This window comes from Spirillospora sp. NPDC127506, assembly GCF_040302145.1.
GTDB lineage: Bacteria > Actinomycetota > Actinomycetes > Streptosporangiales > Streptosporangiaceae > Spirillospora.
The window spans coordinates 1-20,125 of the sequence record NZ_JBEORG010000048.1 but is presented as its reverse complement, the minus strand read 5'-3'; the positions used below and the strand labels follow the sequence as shown (position 1 = coordinate 20,125).

The 20,125-nt window shown below is 71.9% G+C and carries 18 protein-coding genes; 14 read left to right on the top strand and 4 right to left on the bottom strand.

Features of this window, described 5'->3' with window-relative positions; translation table 11 throughout:
* Position 1: 1 nt before the first annotated feature.
* From ABTW95_RS30855 to acs, 3 genes are all read right to left on the bottom strand, one after another.
* Entirely contained in the window at positions 2-439 is a 438-nt protein-coding gene (locus ABTW95_RS30855; RefSeq protein WP_396449752.1) for a phage holin family protein, read from the bottom strand.
* 13 nt (positions 440-452) lie between these two features.
* The gene (gene nhaA / locus ABTW95_RS30850; RefSeq protein ID WP_500228155.1) at positions 453-1,691 is read right to left on the bottom strand and encodes a Na+/H+ antiporter NhaA; all 1,239 of its coding nucleotides are present in this window, start codon (positions 1,689-1,691) and stop codon (positions 453-455) included.
* A gap of 253 nt (positions 1,692-1,944) precedes the next feature.
* Positions 1,945-3,912: an acetate--CoA ligase gene (gene acs / locus ABTW95_RS30845; protein ID WP_500228154.1), complete on the bottom strand. Its 1,968-nt coding sequence runs from the start codon at positions 3,910-3,912 to the stop codon at positions 1,945-1,947.
* A gap of 327 nt (positions 3,913-4,239) precedes the next feature.
* Between acs and ABTW95_RS30840 the strand changes: the two genes are divergently transcribed.
* The 11 genes from ABTW95_RS30840 to ABTW95_RS30790 all read left to right on the top strand — a co-directional run bounded on the left by ABTW95_RS30840 (position 4,240) and on the right by ABTW95_RS30790 (position 13,618).
* Positions 4,240-5,031, top strand: coding sequence for a Fic family protein (locus ABTW95_RS30840; protein ID WP_500228153.1), 792 nt, complete (start codon positions 4,240-4,242; stop codon positions 5,029-5,031).
* Positions 5,032-5,062: 31 nt separating this feature from the next.
* Entirely contained in the window at positions 5,063-5,680 is a 618-nt protein-coding gene (locus ABTW95_RS30835; protein WP_396449756.1) for a pentapeptide repeat-containing protein, read from the top strand.
* A gap of 875 nt (positions 5,681-6,555) precedes the next feature.
* Positions 6,556-7,629 (top strand): septum site-determining protein Ssd, encoded by a 1,074-nt coding sequence (gene ssd / locus ABTW95_RS30830; RefSeq protein ID WP_500228152.1) that lies wholly within the window; start codon positions 6,556-6,558, stop codon positions 7,627-7,629.
* Positions 7,626-8,783 carry a TadA family conjugal transfer-associated ATPase gene (locus tag ABTW95_RS30825; protein WP_500228151.1) on the top strand — a complete coding sequence of 386 codons (1,158 nt, stop codon included), beginning with the start codon at positions 7,626-7,628 and terminating at the stop codon, positions 8,781-8,783. Before ssd ends, ABTW95_RS30825 begins: the two co-directional genes overlap by 4 nt.
* The gene (locus ABTW95_RS30820) at positions 8,780-9,475 is read left to right on the top strand and encodes a type II secretion system F family protein (protein WP_500228150.1); all 696 of its coding nucleotides are present in this window, start codon (positions 8,780-8,782) and stop codon (positions 9,473-9,475) included. The genes ABTW95_RS30825 and ABTW95_RS30820 overlap by 4 nt, the downstream gene beginning before the upstream one ends.
* 344 nt (positions 9,476-9,819) lie before the next feature.
* Positions 9,820-10,371 (top strand): type II secretion system F family protein, encoded by a 552-nt coding sequence (locus ABTW95_RS30815; RefSeq protein WP_500228149.1) that lies wholly within the window; start codon positions 9,820-9,822, stop codon positions 10,369-10,371.
* Between the two features lie 154 nt (positions 10,372-10,525).
* Positions 10,526-10,720, top strand: coding sequence for a DUF4244 domain-containing protein (locus ABTW95_RS30810; protein ID WP_396449760.1), 195 nt, complete (start codon positions 10,526-10,528; stop codon positions 10,718-10,720).
* On the top strand, positions 10,717-11,106 hold the full coding sequence (locus ABTW95_RS30805) for a TadE family type IV pilus minor pilin (RefSeq protein WP_500228165.1): 390 nt from the start codon (positions 10,717-10,719) through the stop codon (positions 11,104-11,106). Before ABTW95_RS30810 ends, ABTW95_RS30805 begins: the two co-directional genes overlap by 4 nt.
* Before the next feature lie 26 nt (positions 11,107-11,132).
* A complete protein-coding gene (locus ABTW95_RS30800; protein WP_396449761.1) occupies positions 11,133-11,534 on the top strand; it encodes an Rv3654c family TadE-like protein in 402 nt (133 codons plus the stop codon).
* A 197-nt stretch (positions 11,535-11,731) separates the two neighbouring features.
* Positions 11,732-12,976, top strand: coding sequence for a hypothetical protein (locus ABTW95_RS30795; protein WP_500228148.1), 1,245 nt, complete (start codon positions 11,732-11,734; stop codon positions 12,974-12,976).
* Between the two features lie 270 nt (positions 12,977-13,246).
* The gene (locus ABTW95_RS30790) at positions 13,247-13,618 is read left to right on the top strand and encodes a hypothetical protein (protein WP_396449763.1); all 372 of its coding nucleotides are present in this window, start codon (positions 13,247-13,249) and stop codon (positions 13,616-13,618) included.
* Between the two features lie 26 nt (positions 13,619-13,644).
* Here the strand turns inward: ABTW95_RS30790 and ABTW95_RS30785 are convergent, their stop codons facing one another.
* The gene (locus tag ABTW95_RS30785) at positions 13,645-15,954 is read right to left on the bottom strand and encodes a DEAD/DEAH box helicase (protein WP_500228147.1); all 2,310 of its coding nucleotides are present in this window, start codon (positions 15,952-15,954) and stop codon (positions 13,645-13,647) included.
* 248 nt (positions 15,955-16,202) lie between these two features.
* On the opposite strand from ABTW95_RS30785, the gene ABTW95_RS30780 reads away from it, so the two are divergent.
* The 3 genes from ABTW95_RS30780 (at position 16,203) to ABTW95_RS30770 (ending at position 19,988) form a co-directional block, all read left to right on the top strand.
* On the top strand, positions 16,203-16,556 hold the full coding sequence (locus ABTW95_RS30780) for an STAS domain-containing protein (RefSeq protein ID WP_067628471.1): 354 nt from the start codon (positions 16,203-16,205) through the stop codon (positions 16,554-16,556).
* 16 nt (positions 16,557-16,572) lie between these two features.
* Positions 16,573-17,016 carry an ATP-binding protein gene (locus ABTW95_RS30775; RefSeq protein ID WP_500228146.1) on the top strand — a complete coding sequence of 148 codons (444 nt, stop codon included), beginning with the start codon at positions 16,573-16,575 and terminating at the stop codon, positions 17,014-17,016.
* Between the two features lie 527 nt (positions 17,017-17,543).
* Positions 17,544-19,988 carry a sodium-translocating pyrophosphatase gene (locus ABTW95_RS30770; protein ID WP_500228145.1) on the top strand — a complete coding sequence of 815 codons (2,445 nt, stop codon included), beginning with the start codon at positions 17,544-17,546 and terminating at the stop codon, positions 19,986-19,988.
* Positions 19,989-20,125 lie beyond the last annotated feature (137 nt).

Genomic DNA, 20,125 nt, shown 5'->3' with positions numbered 1-20,125 from the left:
GTCAGTCCGTCAGCTCGGGCGTGCCTGAGTCGTCCTTGCCGCGGCTCCGCAGCGCGGCGAAGTCGTCCTTCAGCGTCTTCCGGGTCCGCTTCGCGCCCTCCATCCGCTTGACGATCCGCTTCGCGATCCACATCAGGAGGAGGGCGAGCAGCGCGTAGAAGACCGCGACCACCGCGAACGCGAGCCAAGGCCACAGGCCCAGTTCGGCGAGCCCCAGCGCGAGCGAGATCGACGCCAGGATGACGATGAGCCCGCCCATCACCGCGGCGATGGTCAGCATCACGCTGCTGAGCGCGGCCTTCTTGGCGTCGGCCTTCAGCTCCATCTTCGCCAGTGCCATCTCGGCCCTGACCAGATCGGAGATGTTGCCGGACGCCAGCGCGACCAACTCGCCGACGGACTTGTCCTCCATGCGCTCGCCCGGTAGTGCCTCGGACATATCGCTCTACTCCTTAGTTCGGGCGCGCGCGCACACGCACCCTTCTCCGGAAGACGACGGCCGCGGCCGCCGAGGCGAGAACGCTCGCGATCAGGACCGCAGTCGTCACTCTCTCGAATTGTGACGGGTCGGTATAGGCCAAACCGCCGATCAGCAGCGAAACGGTGAAACCCACCCCGGCGAGGAGCGCGACGCCCGCGATCTCGTGCCAGTGCAGGTCCTCGCCGAGGGTCGCCAGGCCGAGCCGCGCCGCCGCCCACGCGCCGCCGAAGACTCCCAAGAACTTACCGACCACCAGTCCGGCGACGACGCCGAGGGCCACCCGGTCGGTGAACACGGCGCCCAGCTGGGACGGGCCGAGCCCGACACCCGCCGACACGAACGCGAACACCGGCACGCACACGCCGGCCGAGAACGGCCTGAGCACGTGGTCGGTGCGCTCGGCGTTCGTCGGCCGTTCGTCCGCGGTCGTCTTGGGGCTGGTGAGCATCCCCAGTGCGACTGCCGCGACCGTAGCGTGGATCCCGCTCCGCTGGAGGAAGTACCAGGCGAGGACGGCGAGCGGCACGTAGACCCACGGCGACCGGACGTTCCTGCTCTGCAGCACCCCGTACGCGGCGACGAGAACGGCCGCGAGCCCCAGCCACGTCCAGTGCACGGTGGCGGTGTAGAAGAGCGCGATGACGGCGATGGCGATGAGGTCGTCCACCACTGCGAGCGTGAGCAGGAACGCGCGCAGCGGCGCCGGGCACGAGGTGAACGTCACGGCCAGCACCGCGAGCGCGAACGCGATGTCCGTCGCCGTGGGCACGGCCCATCCGCGGAGCGCGCCCGGCTCCCCGGCGCTCACCAGGAGGAAGACCAGCGCCGGCACCAGCACGCCCGCCGCCGCCGCGATGACGGGCAGCGCCGCGTCCCGCGGGTTGCGGAGCTCGCCGTGCGTCAGCTCCTCGCGCAGCTCCAGGCCGGCGATGAAGAAGAACACCGCGAGCAGGCCGCTCGACGCCCAGTGCTGCACGTCCATGTGCCCGAGGTGCAGCCAGTGCGGGCTGATCTCGAACGTCCGCAGGCTTTCGTAGGCGCCCGCCCAGGGCGTGTTGGCCCACACCAGCGCGGCGATCGCCGCCAGCAGCATCACGACGCCGCCGAGCGTCTCCGTCCGCAAGGCGGTGGCGACCTGCGTCTTGTAGCGGACGGTCGGGCGGACGGGCCACGTCGTGGCGACGCGGCGCTTCACAGAGGGGCGCGCCATGCAGGACTCCCGGTAGGGCGGGTGAACGGTCTCCTTTCGAGGGACCGGCCCGCGCCATTACGGGAAGCCCCTGCCGACCAGACTTCCCGGCGCACCGGATTCCACCTTACCCGCCCAGAACACGACTACTCGGACACCCGTCCGCGGGCCAGAGAGGGCGCCTGCCGCCCGCGCGCGGCAGCCGGACCCGCGCGGTGGGCGGGCATGGGAACGGCCCGCGTCCCTGTGCGGGCGCGGGCCGTTCCGGGGCCGGTCAGTCCTCGGACTTGCTCGCGGGGAGCTTCTCCGAGATCAGGTCCATGACCGTGCTGTCGGCCAGGGTCGTGACGTCACCGATGCTGCGGTTCTCGGCGACGTCGCGGAGCAGCCGGCGCATGATCTTGCCGGAGCGGGTCTTCGGCAGCTCCGGCACCATCAGGATCTGCCGGGGCTTGGCGATCGGGCCGAGCGCCTTGGAGACGTGGTCGCGCAGCTCCTTGGCGAATTCGGGGCCCTCCACCTCCTCGCCGGCGCTGCCGCGCGGGATGACGAACGCGACGATGGCCTGCCCGGTCACCGGGTCGGTCGCGCCGACGACCGCCGCCTCGGCGACCTTCGGGTGCGACACCAGCGCCGACTCCACCTCCGTCGTGGAGATGTTGTGCCCGGACACGAGCATGACGTCGTCCACGCGGCCGAGCAGCCACATGTCGCCGTCCTCGTCCTTCTTGGCGCCGTCGCCCGCGAAGTACAGGCCGTCGAAGCGCGACCAGTACGTCTTGATGTACCGCTCGTCGTCGCCCCAGATCGTCCGGAGCATGGCCGGCCACGGCTCGCGGAGCACCATGAACCCGCCGCCGCCGTTCGGCACCGACTGGCCCTGGTCGTCCACCACGTCCGCGGCGATGCCCGGCAGCGGGCGCATCGCCGCGCCCGGCTTGGCGTCCGTGACGCCCGGCAGCGGGCTGATCATGATGGCGCCGGTCTCCGTCTGCCACCAGGTGTCGACGACCGGGGTCCGGTCGCCGCCGATGACCCTGCGGTACCAGATGTAGGCCTCCGGGTTGATCGGCTCGCCGACCGACCCGAGGACGCGCAGGGACGTCAGGTCGTACTGCGCGGGGATGTCGTCGCCCCACTTCATGAACGTCCGGATCGCCGTGGGCGCGGTGTAGAAGATGGACACCTTGTACTTCTGGATGACGTCCCACCAGCGTCCCCTGTTGGGGGTGTCGGGGGTGCCCTCGTAGATGACGCTGGTCGACCCGTTGGCGAGCGGCCCGTACACGATGTACGAGTGCCCGGTCACCCAGCCGATGTCGGCCGAGCACCAGTAGATGTCCGTTTCGGGCTTCAGGTCGAACACGGCCCAGTGGGTGTAGGCGCACTGGACCAGGTAGCCGCCGGTCGTGTGCAGGATCCCCTTGGGCTTACCCGTCGTCCCGGACGTGTACAGGATGTAGAGCGGGTGCTCCGCGTCCATGGGCTCGGCGGTGTGCTCCTCGCTCTGCCGGTCGACGACGTCGTGCCACCACAGGTCGCGGTCGTTCTCGGTGACCTGCTCGCCGGTGCGGCGCACCACGAGGACGTGCTCGATCGACGGCGTCTGCGCGACGGCCTCGTCCACGATCCCCTTGAGGTCGGACGGCTTGCCGCGGCGGAAGCCGCCGTCGGCGGTGATGACGAGCTTGGCGTCCGCGTCGTCGATGCGGGTCCGGAGGGCCTCGGAAGAGAAGCCGCCGAACACCACCGAGTGCGTCGCGCCGATGCGCGCGCACGCGAGCATCGAGATCGGCAGCTCGGGGATCATCGGCAGGTAGATCGCGACCCGGTCGCCCTTGCGGACGCCGAGTTCGAGCAGGGCGTTCGCGGCCTTGTTGACCTCGCGCTGGAGGTCGGCGTAGGTGATCGTGCGGCTGTCGCCCGGCTCGCCCTCCCAGTAGTAGGCGACCTTGTCTCCGTGCCCGGCCTCGACGTGCCGGTCGACGCAGTTGTAGGCGACGTTCAGTTCGCCGCCAACGAACCATTTGGCGAACGGCGGGTTGCTCCAGTCGAGGACCTCGTCCCACCGCTTGGTCCAGGTGAGCCGGTCCGCCTGCTCCGCCCAGAACGCCAGGGGGTCTGCGGACGCCCGCTCGTAGGCGTCGGCCTTGACGTTGGCGGAGGCGGCGAGGTCGGCGGGCGGGGCGAAGCGGCGCGTCTCCTGCAGAAGGTTCGACAGTGTCTCTTGGCTCTGGCTCAACGCGAACTCCTTGTCAGGTGATGCGGGGTCGCCCGGTATCCCCACTCCACCAGGAAAGACCCGGTCTCCACAAGGCCGGAATCCCTCAGGTGGAAGACGAACTCGACGGCCACCACGAATCCGGATGCTGTTGTGATCCCCGACACAACTGGCCTTCCCAGGTCCGCTATCCGGGAACCGTCTCCGTTCTACGCTTCTGTGGGGCGTTTCGCGAGTGTCCGGGTCGTCTCACGGGTCGGCCGGGCACGTTTCGCACGGCGGCCGGGGACGTTTCGCGAGGCCGGGGGCGTCTCCCGGGCGTCCGCGCGGACCGCATAGGGTCGGGCCGTGACCGATGCCCTTGCTGATGTAGCGAACCTGCCCGGCGTGGCCGGTGCCGTCGACGACGCGCGGAAGGCCGTCGACCGGCTGCTCGGCCACCGCATCCTGCGGCGGCGCAGCGCCGAGGTGTCCACGGAGTCCGCGCTGCGGGGCGCCCGCGCGTCGGCCGTCCTGGAGGGGGCGGCGGTCACGCTGGACGAGCTCCGCACCGCCGACAGCCCGTCCGACCCCGTCGTCCAGGGGTCGCTGCGCGTGTCGGCCGAACTGGGGACGCTGACGGAGACCTGGCGCAAGGCGCCGCGGCAGGCGCTCGCCCGGCTGCACGTCCTCGCCGCCGCGGACGCCGTCGACAGCGCCGACCTGGGACGTCCGCGCACGGACGAGGGTGCCGTGAAGGACGACCTGGGGTTGGGCGAGGCGCCCTCGCCGTCCGAGGTGGCGGCGCGCTTGGACGCGCTCAGCGGGCTGCTGACTTCCCCGACGAAGGCGCCGGCGCTGGTGGTCGCGGCCATCGTGCACGGCGAACTGATGGCGCTGCGCCCCTTCGGCTGGGGGGACGGGCTGGTCGCCCGTGCCGCTCAGCGCCTCACCCTGGTGTCGCGTGGGCTCGACCCCAAGTCCCTGGTCGCGCCCGAGGTCGGGCACCTGGAACTGGAGGACGAGTACCGGTCGGCCTTGCGGGACTATGCGTCCGGCACGTCCGAGGGCGTCGTGCGGTGGATCGCCCACTGCTCGTCTGCGGTGGCCGCCGCCGCGCGGGACTCGCAGGCGATCTGCGAAGCGTTCATGCGGGGCTGATCCTGTCGGCCGGTGCCGCCATGCTGTGCGCATGGCCGAACGCATGCACGGACGTCCAGCCGCGCCCACCGACACCACGATCTCGTCGGCGAACTGGGATTCGCGTGACCTGACGGGCGAGAACCACGAGAACGTCCTGTTCGTGGACGTCGATATGACGGAGGCCACCGGCACCGGTGCCGTGTTCACCGACTGCACGTTCCGCGGGGTGCGTTTCAACGCGTCCACCCATACCGATGCCGCGTTCGTCAACTGCACGTTCGTGCGATGCGGCTTCTTCGACGCCGCCTTCTCGGGGTGCAAGCTCGTGGGCAGCATGTTCGACGCCTGTACATACGACCTGTTGAAGGTGAAGGGCGGCGACTGGTCGTTCACGGGCCTGCCGGGCGCCGACCTGCGCCGCGCGTCCTTCACGGACGTGCGCATGCGCGAGGCCGACCTCACGGGCGCGCGCTGCGCGGGAGCGGAGATCCGCCGCGTCGACCTGTCGGGCGCGTACCTGCACCGGGCGGACTTCTCCGGCTGCGACCTGCGCGGCAGCGACCTCTCGGCGCTGGACCCGTCCGCCGCCGAGCTGAAGCGCGCGGTGATCGACCCGTATCAGGCGGTCGTGCTGGCGGCGGCCCTGGGGCTGGACGTCCGCGAGTAGCACCCGCCCGACACGAAGCGAACGGCGCCCCGCGCTGGGACGCCGCCGCCAGTCACGTCACACCGGGTTACCAAGCGTGCACCTCAAATCCGTCGGATCGGGTCAAGCCCGTCTCGACGCGCCTCCCGCGGCTGGTCGCGCGTGGGTGCCCGGCTGCCGTGCACGGACACGTGGTCCGTAGCAACCTGTCTACGCCTCATCTGCGCAGTTGACAAGCCCCTCTTCGGAAAGGCCGGACCGTTGTGGCCGGCGGCGCCGGACGGGACACCGGTGCCGGATGAGGCAGCCGGGTGATATTCCGGACTATCCGTAACTCCGTTGGGGGTCGCGAAATTGATCACTCACCGTGATCGTTTCATTTAGGCGGCCGATCACCGGTGCGGCGGGAAGGATCTCCAGTTCTGCTGTACGCTCCCACTTCCGAGCCCGTGCGACGCCCCTTGCGGCCGTGCGGGGGAGGGGGATCGCGCCGTCCAGCGCGCGCCGTCCGGCAGTATGAGAAAAATCGTCATGCACCGGACGAGTTTGCGCCTCGACGGAACTCTCGACGATCGGGCAGCATATGTTGTATCTGCCTAGACTGGGTCGTGAGTTTGCCTCAGCCATAGGGCGGACTTACGCACGGCTCATGCTGAACTCCCACCGAGACTTTCCTGGGAAAACGGACCGGCTCTACCCCCCCGGAGCCGGACCGTAAGGCGACCTCCGCTCTCCCCCCCGGCGGGGGTCGCCCAGGCGTCGGGCGGGCGGCGGCGGTCACCGCCGCCGCCCGCCGCTCCGCCGCCCGGCGAAGTTATCCACAGTTCGCCGAACCTCTTCGCCCGCCCCGCGCCGCGCCGCAAGGTGGATGCCTCCGAACGTCGAAGGAGCATCCGATGAACCTCGCGGCACTGATCGTCACGGGCGACCAGGCCCTCGCCGACGGCCTGCTCCGGCTCGCGGCCGCCGCCGACGCCCACGCCGAGGTCGCCTACGGGGCCGACGAGGCCAGACCCGCCTGGACGTGGCCGGCCCTCATCCTCGTGGGCGCCGACATGGCCGCCGACGTCGCGGCCGCCGGCCTCCAGCGCCGCCCCGGCGTCGTCCTGGTCACCGACTCCGCCACCGCCGAGGCGTACCGCCTCGCCGTCGAGGCCGGCGCGCAGGACGTCGCCGCGCTGCCCGACCACGAGGACTGGCTGATCAACGCGTTCGCCGCGGCCTGCGAACCCGAGGGCGGCTGGGCCACCACGCTCTGCGTCGTCGGGGCCCGCGGCGGCGCCGGCGCCAGCGTCCTCGCCACCGCGCTCGGCCTGGCCGCCGCCGGCCAGGGGCTGCGCACCCTCCTGCTGGACGCCGACCCGTTCGGCGGCGGCGTCGACCTCATGCTCGGCCTGGAGGAGCACGAGGGCGTCCGCTGGCACGACCTCGCCGAACGCCGCGGCCGCCTCAACACCGCGACGCTCCGCGAGACCCTGCCCCGCTCGGGCGACCTGTCCGTCCTCTCCTGGCGGCGCGGCGAACCCGTCCCGGTCTCCGACGAGGCCGTCCGCGCCCTCCTCGACGCCGCCGCCCGCGGCTTCGACCTGGTCGTCGCGGACGTCCCGCGCTACCCGGGCGACGTCGGCCGCGCCGCCCTGCGCTCCGCCGACGTCACGTTCCTGCTCGTCCCCGCCGAGGTCCGCGCCACCGTCGCCGCCGACGGCCTGGCCGCCGCCCTCCGCCGCGACACCGCCGACCTGCGGCTGGTCGTCCAGGGCCCGGCTCCCGGCGGCCTCACCCCCGATGCGGTCGCCCAGGCCCTGGACCTCCCGTCCGCCGGCGCCTTCGACCGCGACCGCCGCCTTCCCGCCGCCACCGACGAAGGCGACCTGGAACGGGCCTGCCGCCGCGGCCCCCTCGCCGACTTCTGCGCGAAGACCCTCGCCGACCTGGCCCTCCAGCCCTACGCCTACCGGGAAGCGGCATGAGGGCGGCCCGCCTGTCCGGCGCGGTGCGCGACCGGCTGGCCGGCAGCGGCGGGGAGGCGACGACCGGCCGGGTCGCCGCGGCGCTGCGCGCGGAGGAGCGGCTGCTCGGCGACCGGGAGGTCCTGGCGCTGGCGGACGAGTTGTGCGCGGAGTTCGTCGGGGCCGGGCCGCTCGAGCCGCTGCTGCGCTCGCCCGACGTCACCGACGTGCTGGTCAACGGCCCGGACGAGGTCTGGGCCGACACCGGGTCCGGCCTCGTCCGCACCCCGGTGCGGTTCACCGGCGAGGCGGCGCTGCGCCGCCTGGCCCAGCGCCTCACCGCCGCCGCCGGCCGGCGCCTCGACGACGCGGCCCCGTACGCCGACGCCCGGCTGCCGGGCGGGGTCCGGCTCCACGCCGTCCTCCCGCCGGTGGCGGCGGGAGGCACCTGCCTGTCCCTGCGCCTGCCCCGGCGCCGCGCGTTCACCCTGGACGAGCTGGTCGCGGCGCGGACCGTCCCGCCCGAAGGGGCCGCGCTGCTCGCCGCGCTGATCGAGTCCCGCGCCGCCTTCCTCATCACCGGCGGCACGGGAACCGGCAAGACCACACTCCTGAGCAGCCTGCTTTCGCTGGCCGACCAGCACGAACGGTTGCTCCTCGTAGAAGACTCCGCCGAACTGAAACCCGACCATCCGCACGTGGTGCGGCTGGAGGCCCGCCCGCCCAACGTGGAGGGCGCCGGGGGCGTGACGTTGAACGACCTCGTCCGCCAGGCACTCCGCATGCGCCCCGACCGTCTGGTGGTCGGCGAGGTCCGCGGCTCGGAAGTGGTAGTCCTCCTTCAGGCTTTGAACACCGGACACGAAGGCGGCTGCGGCACCCTCCACGCCAACACGGCCGCGGACGTGCCGGCCCGGCTCGAAGCGCTCGCCTGCGCGGCGGGGCTGAGCCGCGAGGCCGTCCACAGCCAGTTGGCCGCCGCGCTGGACGTCGTCGTCCACCTGGTCCGCGACCCGGGCGGGGGCCGCCGCCGCGTAGCGGAGATCTGCCTCCTGCACCGGGCGCCTGATGGCCTGGTCGGCGTCGTCCCCGCCGTCTCGTTCACCGCAACCGGCGAGGTAGTCCCGTCCCACGGCGCCGACGCCCTGCAAGCCTGCCTGCGAGGAGCCGGATGACCATCGCACTCGCCACCCTCTGCTTAGCCGCCGCCATCTGGACGCTCCTCGGCCCCACTCCCGCGAGCCGCCGCCTGAACCGCCTGGCACCACCCCCGCCGACCGACCCGTGGCGCGCCGTGAGAACCAGGATCGAAGCCGTCCGCGAGCGCAGGACCCGGCCGCACCGCTGGCGGACGTCCGTCATCGAACTCTGCGACGCCATGGCCGCCGAGCTGGCGGCCGGCCGAACCCCCGACGAGGCGTTCAAGTCGGCCGCCGCCGTCCTGGACTCGCATGTGTCCCGGGAACTCCTGCACATCCCGCGTCCGCCACCCGACCACTTGGACGAACTGGCGACCAGACCGGGAGCCGAGGGGCTGCGGCTGCTGGCGGCCTGCTGGCGCATCGGCGCGGAACGCGGCGGCGCCCTGGCCACCGTCCTGGACGGCCTGGCCGGGGCCCTCCGCGACGAAGAGGCCCAGCGCCAGGACGTATCGGTCCAGCTGGCCGGCCCCCGCGCCACGGCTCGCCTGCTGGCCTTCCTCCCCCTCCTGGGCCTGGCCATGGCCGCCGCCCTGGGCGCCCACCCGATCCCGTTCCTTTGCGGCACCCTCCCCGGCCTGGCCTGCCTGATCACAGGCACAACCCTCAACCTCCTGGGCCTCCACTGGACCCGCCACCTGGCCAAGTCCGCTGAATCCCCGCCCTAACCCCTGAGCACCCGCCCTAACCCCTGAGCAACGGCACCCATCACCAGCCCCCGCCCCACCCCCCCAAAGGAAGTAGGTGAGTGATGACGGTGTTCGCGGCGGTGCTCTGCGCGGCAGTGTCGGGTTTTCTACTGCCCAGGGGGACGAACGTCGCGGCGAGGAGGCTGGCGGGGCAGTTTCGAGGACCCCCGGAGAAACACGTTGCCCAAGCAGGCCGGGGGCTGGGAGGGCAAGGGCGGCCGTCTCCCGCCGGCTCGGAGGAGCGCGAGCGTTCACAGGCGGGCCGAGGCAGAGAGGTACTTCTCCGGCGTGCCGCCGCAGGCGCCGCGGGGGTGTTGTGCCTGGTGGCGCTGGGCGGTCTGACGGGCGGCGTGGTCGGGGTGCTCGCCGCTGCGGCCGTCTGGTTCTCCTTCGGCCGGCTCGGGAGCGCGGAACGCCGCCGCAGGCAGTCGCGCCTCATCGCGGACCTGCCCATCGCGGTGGATCTCCTCGCCGCCTGCCTACGCGGCGGCGCCCCTTGGCACGATGCCGTCACCGCTGTCGCGGAAGCGGTGGGAGGGCCGCTGGGGGAGGAGCTGCAGGCCGTTTCCGTGCAGATCCGGCTGGGCGCGGACCCGGCTGAGGCGTGGCTCGCGCTGACAAAGGAGCCATCTCTCGCGCCGCTCGCGCGGACGGCGGTGCGGGCGGCGTCCACGGGTGCGGCTCTGGCGCCCTCCCTCAGCCGCCTCGCGCGCGACCAGCGCCGCGTGGCGCGGACGGCGGCCGCCGCCAGGGCCCGCGCGGCCGGCATCCGGGCGCTGGCCCCGCTGGGGTTGTGCTTCCTGCCCGCCTTCGTGCTCCTCGGCGTGGTCCCGGCCATCGCGGGGATCGCCGCCACGATCCTGCTGCCCTGGTGACCCTGCTGCCCTGGTGACCCTGCTGCCCTGGTGACCCTGCTGCCTGGTCACCCTGCTGCCTGGTCATCCGGGGTTTTCCACAGAACCGCGTTCACCTGCCGCGCCGGGCCGCCGCCCCCCAGCCTTGAGGAGAACGACGAGCGAAAGGAGCCCCATGCGGGCGATGAAGATGGTGGTGCGGCGATGGACCAGTCTGCGCGGGGACCGGGGGATGTCCACCGCGGAGTACGCCGTCGGCACGATCGCCGCGGCGGCCTTCGCCGGCCTGCTGTTCAAGATCGTGACGAGCTCCCAGGTGAAGACCCTGCTCTTTCACATCATCGAGAAGGCCCTCAAACTCGCGGGCTGAGGGATCGCGGGACGGCGACTGCGGAGGTCGCCGCGGCCCTCCCCGCCCTCGTGCTGATCACGGCCGTCGCGCTGTGGGGGCTGTCGGCGGTGTCCGTGCAGCTCACCTGTACGGACGCCGCCCGGTCCGGCGCCCGCGCGGCGGCGCGAGGCGAGTCCCTCACCGCGGTTCGCGAACTCGTGGTGAGGGCCGTCCCGAAGGGCGCGACGGTCCGGGTCCGCCGCGACGAGGCAACCGTCCACGTGGACGTCTCCGCCCCGGTCGCGCCTCCCGCGGCAGTCGGCCTCCCGCCCCTGATCGTCCACGCCCGCACAGCCGCCGCCGTCGAACCCGGAGTGCCGCCGACCGCAGGGATGAGGAGGAGTGGGGGCAGCTCTGCGGAGTGACGGCGTGGGAGAGGGGGATCGGCCTGATGGCTAGGAGGCGGGTGTTGGTGGGGCGGGCTTGGGGCGGCGGTGGGGATCGGGGGTCGGGGACGGTTTGGGTGGTGGCGTTCGCGGCTCTCGTGTGGATCACCGGAGCGGCGGCGATCGCTGTGGGCGGGGTGCGGGCGGCGCGGCACCGGGGCGATGCGGCGGCCGACATGGCGGCGTTGGCGGCGGCCGCGCGGATCGCGGAAGGCGGCGGATCCGCTTGCGGGCGGGCCGGCGACATCGCGGCGGCGTCCGGCGCCCGGCTGTCGCGGTGCCGGGTGAGCGGAGGCGTCGTCGACGTCTCGGTGACCGTCCGCCTGAGGGTGCCGATGGGCATCGGACGCCTGCGAGTCGTTTCCCGGGCAAAAGCTGGCCCTGTGGGACGAGACGGCGTACCCTGACGCGACACAGTTCGTTGCACTCAATGTCAATAGGGTGGGGGAATCGCGCGAACGGCGCATTGTCATCGTCCTGTGACTTCTGCTACCCAGTGGTACGTTACGCTGCTGTAAGCCCATGGTTACCACCGGACGCGTGAGCCCCCCGCGTTGACCTCAGCGGGACGAGACGAGCAGAACGCTGTCGAAGGGATTGAGGCGTGACCATCATTCGCAGGATCGGTGCAGTCGCGCTCGCGGCGCCCCTTGCGATGAGCTTCCCGGTGCTCGGCGCCCTGCCGGCGCAGGCCGCCACGACGAGTGTCATCTCCCCGGCCGACGGAGCGGTCATCACCAGCGGCTCCCAGCTGACCGCCAAGGCCCACTTCGACTTCGCGATCACCATGCAGCTGCGGGTGAGCGGCCCCGGGATCGGCGACACGTTCCTCGCCGAGCGCGGCCTCTCCGGAGACCTGACCGGAACCTTCCCGATCACCCGGAACGGCCGCTACAAGGTCTTCCTCAAGGGCAAGCAGACCGGCCACATCTACGACTCCAACACCTTCACCGTGCGGATCGCGCCGGCCGCCCCGACGGGAGTGTCCGCGAGCGCGTCCGGCGGCAAGCTCGTCGTGAAGTGGAACCGCGGCCTGGAGGACGACCTCACCGGCTACGCGATCTCGGGGTCGGGCGTGAAGGGCAAGTCGGGCTCGGTCGACTCCCTCTGCCAGGGGACGAGCTGCTCCGCCACCCTTTCGCTGACCCGGTCGAGCGGCGCCGTCTCCGTCGGCGTCCGCGCACGGCGGGCCACGGGGACGGGCGGGTCGCTGTACTCGAGCACCTCGACCGCGACCGCCACGCTGGGCGGCGGGTCGGCGGCCCTTCCCGGCGGCACCGCTCCGTCCCTCCCCACGAACTCGACCGTGCCCAGCGCGAATACGCCGCTGACGCCGTTCAACGACGAGTCGCCGGTCACGCTCCCGTCCGTCCAGCCGGACGGTGCGACGCCCGGCCTCACCTACCCCGCGCCGCAGATCGCCACCGACTCGCCGAAGGCCCAGAACGTCGCGGCCACCGACCGCCTCCAGTGGGGCAAGAGCGTGGGCATCGCGCTGATCCTGCTGATCGTCGCCGCTCACCTCGGCACGTGGACGCGCCGCCTGCGCGTCGCCCAGGCGGGCACGAGCAGCAACGGCATGGCGGCCCGGGCCGCGCGCAGCGGCACCGGCCGCAAGCGGGTCGCCAAGGCGCGCGAGCAGATCGCACGCGCCGAGGCCGTCGCCAAGACGGCCCCGGTCCTGTCCGCCGGACGCAAGAAGTCGAAGGCCGCTAAGAAGTCGGGCGTGGCCACGAAGGCCAAGCCCGCTCGCCGGCCCGCGACCCTCGGCAAGGGGTCCAGCGGCGTGAACGTCCGCATCGCCGAGCCCGCCCCCAAGAAGACCAAGCGCAGCCACCGCCGCAAGTAGCCCGTCCCGACTCCAGGAGTCGGCGCCCCTGCGTCCGTACTCTCGGCCTCATGCATGTCAGGCGGCAAGACGCGGCTGTCCTGGGGTTGCTTCGGTCTGGGGTGATGTGCGTGGTGAGGGTGGAGGTGGGTTGATCAGGGAGGCTGGCGGGGTGGATTGGGCAGGGTCTAGGCTGCGGTGCTGGATCGCCCGGATCGTCCGGCAATGCGTCACTGTCGTCCGAGACCTCGGCCCTGTCAGTGGGGGCCTGATGGAGAGGAGACCCTCCGCATGATCTTCCTGGGGCTGATCGTCGCGCTCGCCGCCGCCGTGGTGGGTGTCGCCGTGGTGCTGGACAACACGGGAAGCGCCCAGATGTCCGCGTTCGGCCACGAGATTCCGGGGATCACGCAGGAGTGGCACGTCTTCATGGCCGGCGCCGTGGTGGCGATCGTGTTCATGGCCGGTCTGACGGTCGCGACGCTGGGCTTCCGCCGGGCGATGAACATGCGCCGTGAGCTGCGGGACCTGCGGGACGAGCACGAGGAGTCCCTGCAGACGCTGGAGATGGAGCGGCGGAGGCTGCAGCAGGCGCTCGCCCAGGCGCGCCGCGGGATGGGCGACCAGCCGTCGGTTCCGGCCCAACGCGTCGCGCCGAATTGATGGAGGCCCCGCCGCCGGGGCCGGTGCTACTTGGGGGCCTGGGCCAGTAGGGCCGCCAGGAGGGTCAGCGCGCCTCGTTTGTCCAGGGGGTCGTTGCCGTTGCCGCACTTGGGGGACTGGATGCAGGACGGGCAGCCTGAGTCGCACTCGCAGGAGGCGATCGCGTCGCGGGTCGCGTGCAGCCAGGAGGAGGCGTCCGCGTAGCCGCGTTCGGCGAAGCCCGCGCCGCCTTCGTGGCCGTCGTACACGAAGACGGTGAGCAGGCCCGTGTCGGGGTGGACGGCCGTGGAGACGCCGCCGATGTCCCAGCGGTCGCAGGTCGCGAACAGGGGCAGGAGGCCGATCGAGGCGTGTTCGGCTGCGTGGGCCGCGCCCGCCAGGTCGAGGTCGCCCAGGGAGGCGATCTGCGAGTCGGAGAGCGTCCACCACACGGCGCGGGTGCGGAGGGTGCGGGGCGGTAGGTCCAGGGGTTTCTCGCCGAGCATCTCCCCTGTCTGCAGGCGGCGCATCTGGTAGGCGACCACCTGGCGGGTCACTTCGACGGTTCCGAAGCAGAGCGTGGCCTCGCCCCAGGAGGTCGAGCGGAGCCGTTCGACGATGCTGATGTCGGTGATGTCGCGAGCGGTCGTCGAGTAGTCGGGGTCGGCCGCTTCTACGAGCGCGACGGAGTCGTCCAGGTCGAGTGATTGGACGATGTACGACTCGCCCTGGTGGATGTAGACGGCGCCCTCGTGGACGGTCGTGTGCGCCGACGCCTCGTCCACGGTGCCGAGGAGCCGGCCCGTCGACATCTCCACCACCTGGACGGGTGCGCCGCCCGCCCCGCGGATGTCGGCCAGGTCGGCGGCCTTGTCGCGGCGCGTCCAGTACCAGCCCGCGGGGCGCCGCCGGAGGAAGCCCCGGCGGACGAGGTCGGGCAGCAGGTCGGCGGTCGCCGGGCCGAAGAGGGGGAGGTCCTCCTCGGTGAGCGGCATCTCGGACGCGGCCGCACAAAGGTGCGGTTCAAGGACGTACGGGTTGTCGGGGTCGAGCACGGTCGCCTCGACCGGCGTCCCGAAGATCGCCTCGGGGTGGTGGACGAGGTACGTGTCGAGCGGGTCGTCCCGCGCGACGAGGACGGCCAGGGCGGACTGCCCGGAACGTCCGGCGCGTCCGGCCTGCTGCCAGAGCGACGCGCGGGTGCCGGGCCAGCCGCAGACGAGGACGGCGTCGAGGCCGGAGACGTCGACGCCGAGTTCGAGCGCGTTGGTGCTCGCCAGGCCGACGATGGAGCGGGAGCGGAGGGCCGCCTCCAGTGCGCGCCGCTCCTCGGGCAGGTAGCCCGCGCGGTAGGCGGCCACCTGGTCGGCCAAGGACGGCGCGACCTCGTGCAGCGCGCGCTTGGCGCCGAGCGCCACCGACTCCGCCCCGCGCCTGGACCGGACGAACGCGAGCGTCTGGACGCCCTCGACGACGAGGTCGGCCAGCAGGTCGCCCGCCTCGGCCGTGGCCGTGCGGCGGACGGGGGCGCCGCGTTCGCCGCGGAGTTCGGTGAGGGGCGGTTCCCAGAGCGCGAAGGTCGCGGGCCCGCGCGGGGAGGCGTCGTCGTCCACCGCGACGACGTCCAGGCCGGTGAGGCGGGACGCGGCGGCCGCGGGCGAGGACGCCGTCGCCGACGCCAGGATGAAGGTGGGGGACGCGTGGTACCGCCCGCACAGCCGGCGCAGGCGGCGCAGGACATGCGCGACGTGCGACCCGAAGACGCCGCGGTATCCGTGCGCCTCGTCGATGACGACGTACCGGAGGCGGCGCAGGAAGGAGGACCAGCGCGCATGCCCCGGCAGGATCGACCGATGCAGCATGTCCGGGTTCGTCAGCACATAGTTCGCGTGCTGCCGGACCCACGTCCGCTCGTCCTGCGGGGTGTCCCCGTCGTAGGTCGCGGCGCGGACCCGGGTCAGGTGCAGGGAGCGGAGCGCGCGGAGCTGGTCGGCGGCGAGCGCCTTGGTGGGCGACAGGTAGAGGATCGTCCCCTCGTGGCGAGGATTCTCCTCCCCGGCATAGATCGCGTCGATGCAGGGCAGCAGGTAGGCGAGGGACTTCCCGGACGCGGTGCCTGTGGCGATGATCACGGAGCGTCCCGCGCGGGCGTGTTCGGCGGCGGCGGCCTGGTGCTCCCAGGGCGCCTCTATGCCCGCCGCCGCGAGCCGCTCGACCAGCAGCGGAGGCGCCCAGGCCGGCCACCCGGCACGGCGGCCCCGACGTGCGGGAACGCGCTCCACATGGGTGATGCGGTCGCGCCGCGACGGGTCGGCGAGGAGCCGGTCGAGGGGAGTTGAAGATCTTTGGACGCCCATCAGGTTTTCAGTTTGCCAGCCTGGGCAGAACTACGGGAACGCCCCGGCGCCGAGGTGCCCGTACCCCCTGCCCTGGCCGGTAGAGCAGCAGGTCAGACGGGATGGCGCGAACTTTCGCCCGAGTGGGCGATTACGTGCGTGCACGACGCCGGAGCGTGGTTGAATCACGGCGAAGTCTCGATGGCCGGCCACTGTCCGGTGGCCCGGGCATCGGGATCGGATAGTGCTGCACGGCGCGTGGAGGATCTGTGGACCTGAAGGTGAACGACTACACCACCGACGATGGCCTCACCGTCATCAACGTGGAGGGCGAGATCGACGTCTACACGGCGCCGAAGCTTCGCGAGAAGCTCATCGACCTGGTCAACAAGGGCAAGTTCCACCTGCTCGTGGACATGGAGAAGGTGGAGTTCCTCGACTCCACCGGGCTCGGCGTCCTCGTCGGCGGGCTCAAGCGGGTGCGCGCGCACGACGGCTCGCTGGAACTGGTGTGCACCCAGGAGCGCATCCTCAAGATCTTCCGGATCACCGGGCTGACCAAGGTGTTCGGCATCCACGACTCCATCGCCGATGCCGAGGCGAAGCGCAAGGACGCCAAGTAGGCGGCCTGCAGCTGAGATGTCGACCGTTGAACTGTCCTTCAGCGCGCTGCCCGTCCACGTGCGGACCGCCCGCCTGATCGTGACCGCCGTGGCCCGCCGCAGTGGCGTCGCCGAGCCGCTGCTGGACGAGGTCAGGCTTGCGGTCGGCGAGGCGTGCTCGCGCGCCGTGGAGGCGCACCGCCGGCACTGCCCGGACGAGCCCGTCCGCCTCGAACTGAGCGGCGCCGACCGCCGCTTCGAGGTGACCGTCAGCGACACCGTCCCCGGCGACGACACGCCGGGCGACCTCCAGACGGCCGTGGACGACGGCGAGTTCGAGGACGGCGGCTGGGGCGAGGGCACGGCGGAGCTGGGGCTGGCGGTCATCGCCGGCCTCGCCGACGACGTGGAGATCGCCTCCACTCCCAAGGGGGTCCAGATACGGATGAGCTGGCCGGCCGAAGCCGAGGCGACCATCTAGCCGCGCGCCCGCCCCACACGACCGAAGGCCCCGCCACCGGCGGGGCCTCAGTCTTTCCGGCCCCGGACCTGGAGGCCGTGCCGTCGGTCACCGGGGTGGGTGTGGTGGGGCCCGTGTTGCCGATGTTGTGAGATTCTCAGGCGGATGAACTCGGTTCGGGCGATTTGGGGCTGGACAAAATTCGTGTTAATGCCTACCTTGAATGCGACGCCCGCCGCCGGGGCGCGGCGCCGATTGGCGCGTGCGCGTGTGAAGGTTGCCGCCGGGTGAGGGCTGTCTAACCCAGGCTGACCTGGGACAATGACCCCTGTGCGGGTCTTAGGCTCCATTTCCGGCGTATCGGCCATTGCATTTCGGTGACATCTTCATCAAGGGCCGGGCGGCCTTAACATTCGACTTGCGCCTGCGTAGACTCCCGGCACCCGCGTTGCCGTGCGAGGCGTTCGAAATCATGACTCGCGGGGTACGCGGTAAAGATCGTCTTCTAGGTGACGATCCAGTCGCAATGCCCCTGTCGAGGAGGACGGATGTCCGGGTTTTCCCTGTCAAGCCCGGCCAGCGCAGAAGTGGATCTCGGCGGCGGCGACCTCTCCCTGGTCGTCGTCGTCGCTGTGATCGCACTGTTGGCACTGGCCGTCGCCGCGGGTCTCGTCCGCGATGTCCTGGCCGCTGGCCAGGGCACCGCCAAGATGCAAGAGATCGCGCGGGCCGTGCAGGTGGGTGCGGGCGCCTACCTGAAACGCCAGTTCCGCACGGTCGCGATATTCGTCGTGCTGATCCCGCTCGTCCTGCTGCTGCTCCCCGCCGACTCGACGAGCGAGCGGATCGGCCGGTCGGTCTTCTTCGTCATCGGCGCGCTGTTCTCCGCCGTCACCGGGTTCACCGGCATGTGGCTCGCGGTCCGCGGCAACGTCCGGGTCGCCGCGGCGGCGCGCGAGGAGGGCGGCGAGAAGACCGCCATGCGGATCGCGTTCCGCACCGGCGGCGTCGCCGGCATGTTCACCGTCGGCCTGGGCCTGTTCGGCGCCGCGATCGTCGTCCTCGCCTACCAGGGCGACGCGCCGAAGGTGCTGGAGGGCTTCGGGTTCGGCGCCGCGCTGCTCGCCATGTTCATGCGAGTCGGCGGCGGCATCTTCACCAAGGCCGCGGACGTCGGCGCCGACCTCGTCGGCAAGGTCGAGCAGGGCATCCCGGAGGACGACCCGCGCAACGCGGCGACGATCGCCGACAACGTGGGCGACAACGTCGGCGACTGCGCCGGCATGGCCGCCGACCTGTTCGAGTCGTACGCGGTCACGCTGGTCGCCGCGCTCATCCTGGGGACGGCGGCGTTCGGCACCGAGGGCCTGGTGTTCCCGCTGATCGTCCCGATGATCGGTGTGATCACCGCGGTGATCGGCATCTTCGCGGTGGCCCCCCGCTCCGGCGACCGCTCCGGCATGACGGCGATCAACCGGGGCTTCTTCATCTCGGCGGGCATCTCGGCGATCCTCGTCGCGATCGCCGCGTTCACCTACCTGCCCTCGTCCTTCGCGGACCTGAGCGGCGTCACCGACCAGGCCATCCGGGGCCTGGACGCCGACCCGCGCTGGGTCGCCCTCGGCTCGGTCATCATCGGCATCGTGCTGGCGAGCGTCATCCAGCTGCTCACCGGCTACTTCACCGAGACGAACCGCAAGCCCGTCAAGGAGGTCACCGACAGCGCCCGAACGGGCCCGGCGACCGTCATCCTGTCCGGCATCTCGCTCGGCCTGGAGTCGGCCGTCTACACCGCGCTCGTCATCGGCGGCGCGGTGTACGGGGCGTTCCTGCTCGGCTTCGGCAACACCACCGTCGCGCTGTTCGCGGTGGCGATGGCCGGCACCGGGCTGCTGACCACGGTCGGCGTGATCGTCTCGATGGACACCTTCGGTCCCGTCTCCGACAACGCCCAGGGCATCGCCGAGATGTCCGGGGACGTGAAGGGCGAGGCCGCGGCCGTCCTGGAGCGGCTCGACGCGGTCGGCAACACCACCAAGGCGATCACCAAGGGCATCGCGATCGCCACGGCGGTGCTCGCCGCGACCGCGCTGTTCGGCTCCTTCCGGACGACGGTGATCGCCGCGCTCAACGACGCGTCCAGCAGCGCGAAGGACGCGATCGGCGACGAGTTCGTCAACTTCAACCTCTCCATCGACAGCCCGAACGTGCTGATCGGGCTGATCGTCGGTGCGGCCGTGGTGTTCCTGTTCTCCGGCCTGGCGATCATGGCGGTCGGCCGGGCGGCCGGACGGGTCGTGGTGGAGGTGCGCGACCAGTTCCGCACCAAGCCCGGGATCATGGACTACACCGAGCAGCCCGACTACGACCGGGTCGTGGACATCTGCACCCGGGACGCGCAGCGCGAGCTCGCCACCCCCGGCCTGCTGGCGATCATGACGCCGATCGCGGTCGGGTTCGCGCTCGGGTACGCGCCGCTCGGCGCCTACCTGGGCGGCGCGATCGCCGCCGGCGTGCTGATGGCGGTGTTCCTCGCCAACTCCGGCGGCGCCTGGGACAACGCCAAGAAGCTCGTCGAGGAGGGCCACCTCGGCGGCAAGGGCAGCGAGGCGCACGAGGCGACGGTCATCGGCGACACGGTCGGCGACCCGTTCAAGGACACCGCCGGCCCCGCGATCAACCCGCTGATCAAGGTGATGAACCTGGTCGCGCTGCTGATCGCGGACGCGGTGGTGACCTACGCGGGCAACACCGCGCTGCGCGTCGTGGTGACCGTGCTGGCCGTCGCGGTCGTCGTCGCGGCGATCGTCATCTCCAAGCGGCGCGCCGACCCGATCGCCGAGCCGGCCGCCGACCCGGCCGTCGAGGGCGGGCAGCCCGGCAAGGCGGTGGACGCCGGCGACGCCGACGCCGTCGAGGCCCCGGAGGAGGCGGCCGTCGGCGCCGACTCCAAGGCCCCCGCGACCGAGGAGGAGTCGGCCAAGAACAGCTGACCGGGCACGCTGAGAGGGCTGGCGGTGACCGCACCGCCGGCCCTTTCGCATGGTGCGCCCAGCATGGGCGATTGCTTGGGGGTGAAAGTCCCCTGGAGGAAGAGGTGGTGCTAACTCCGAGCCGGAGGCAAGGGCGT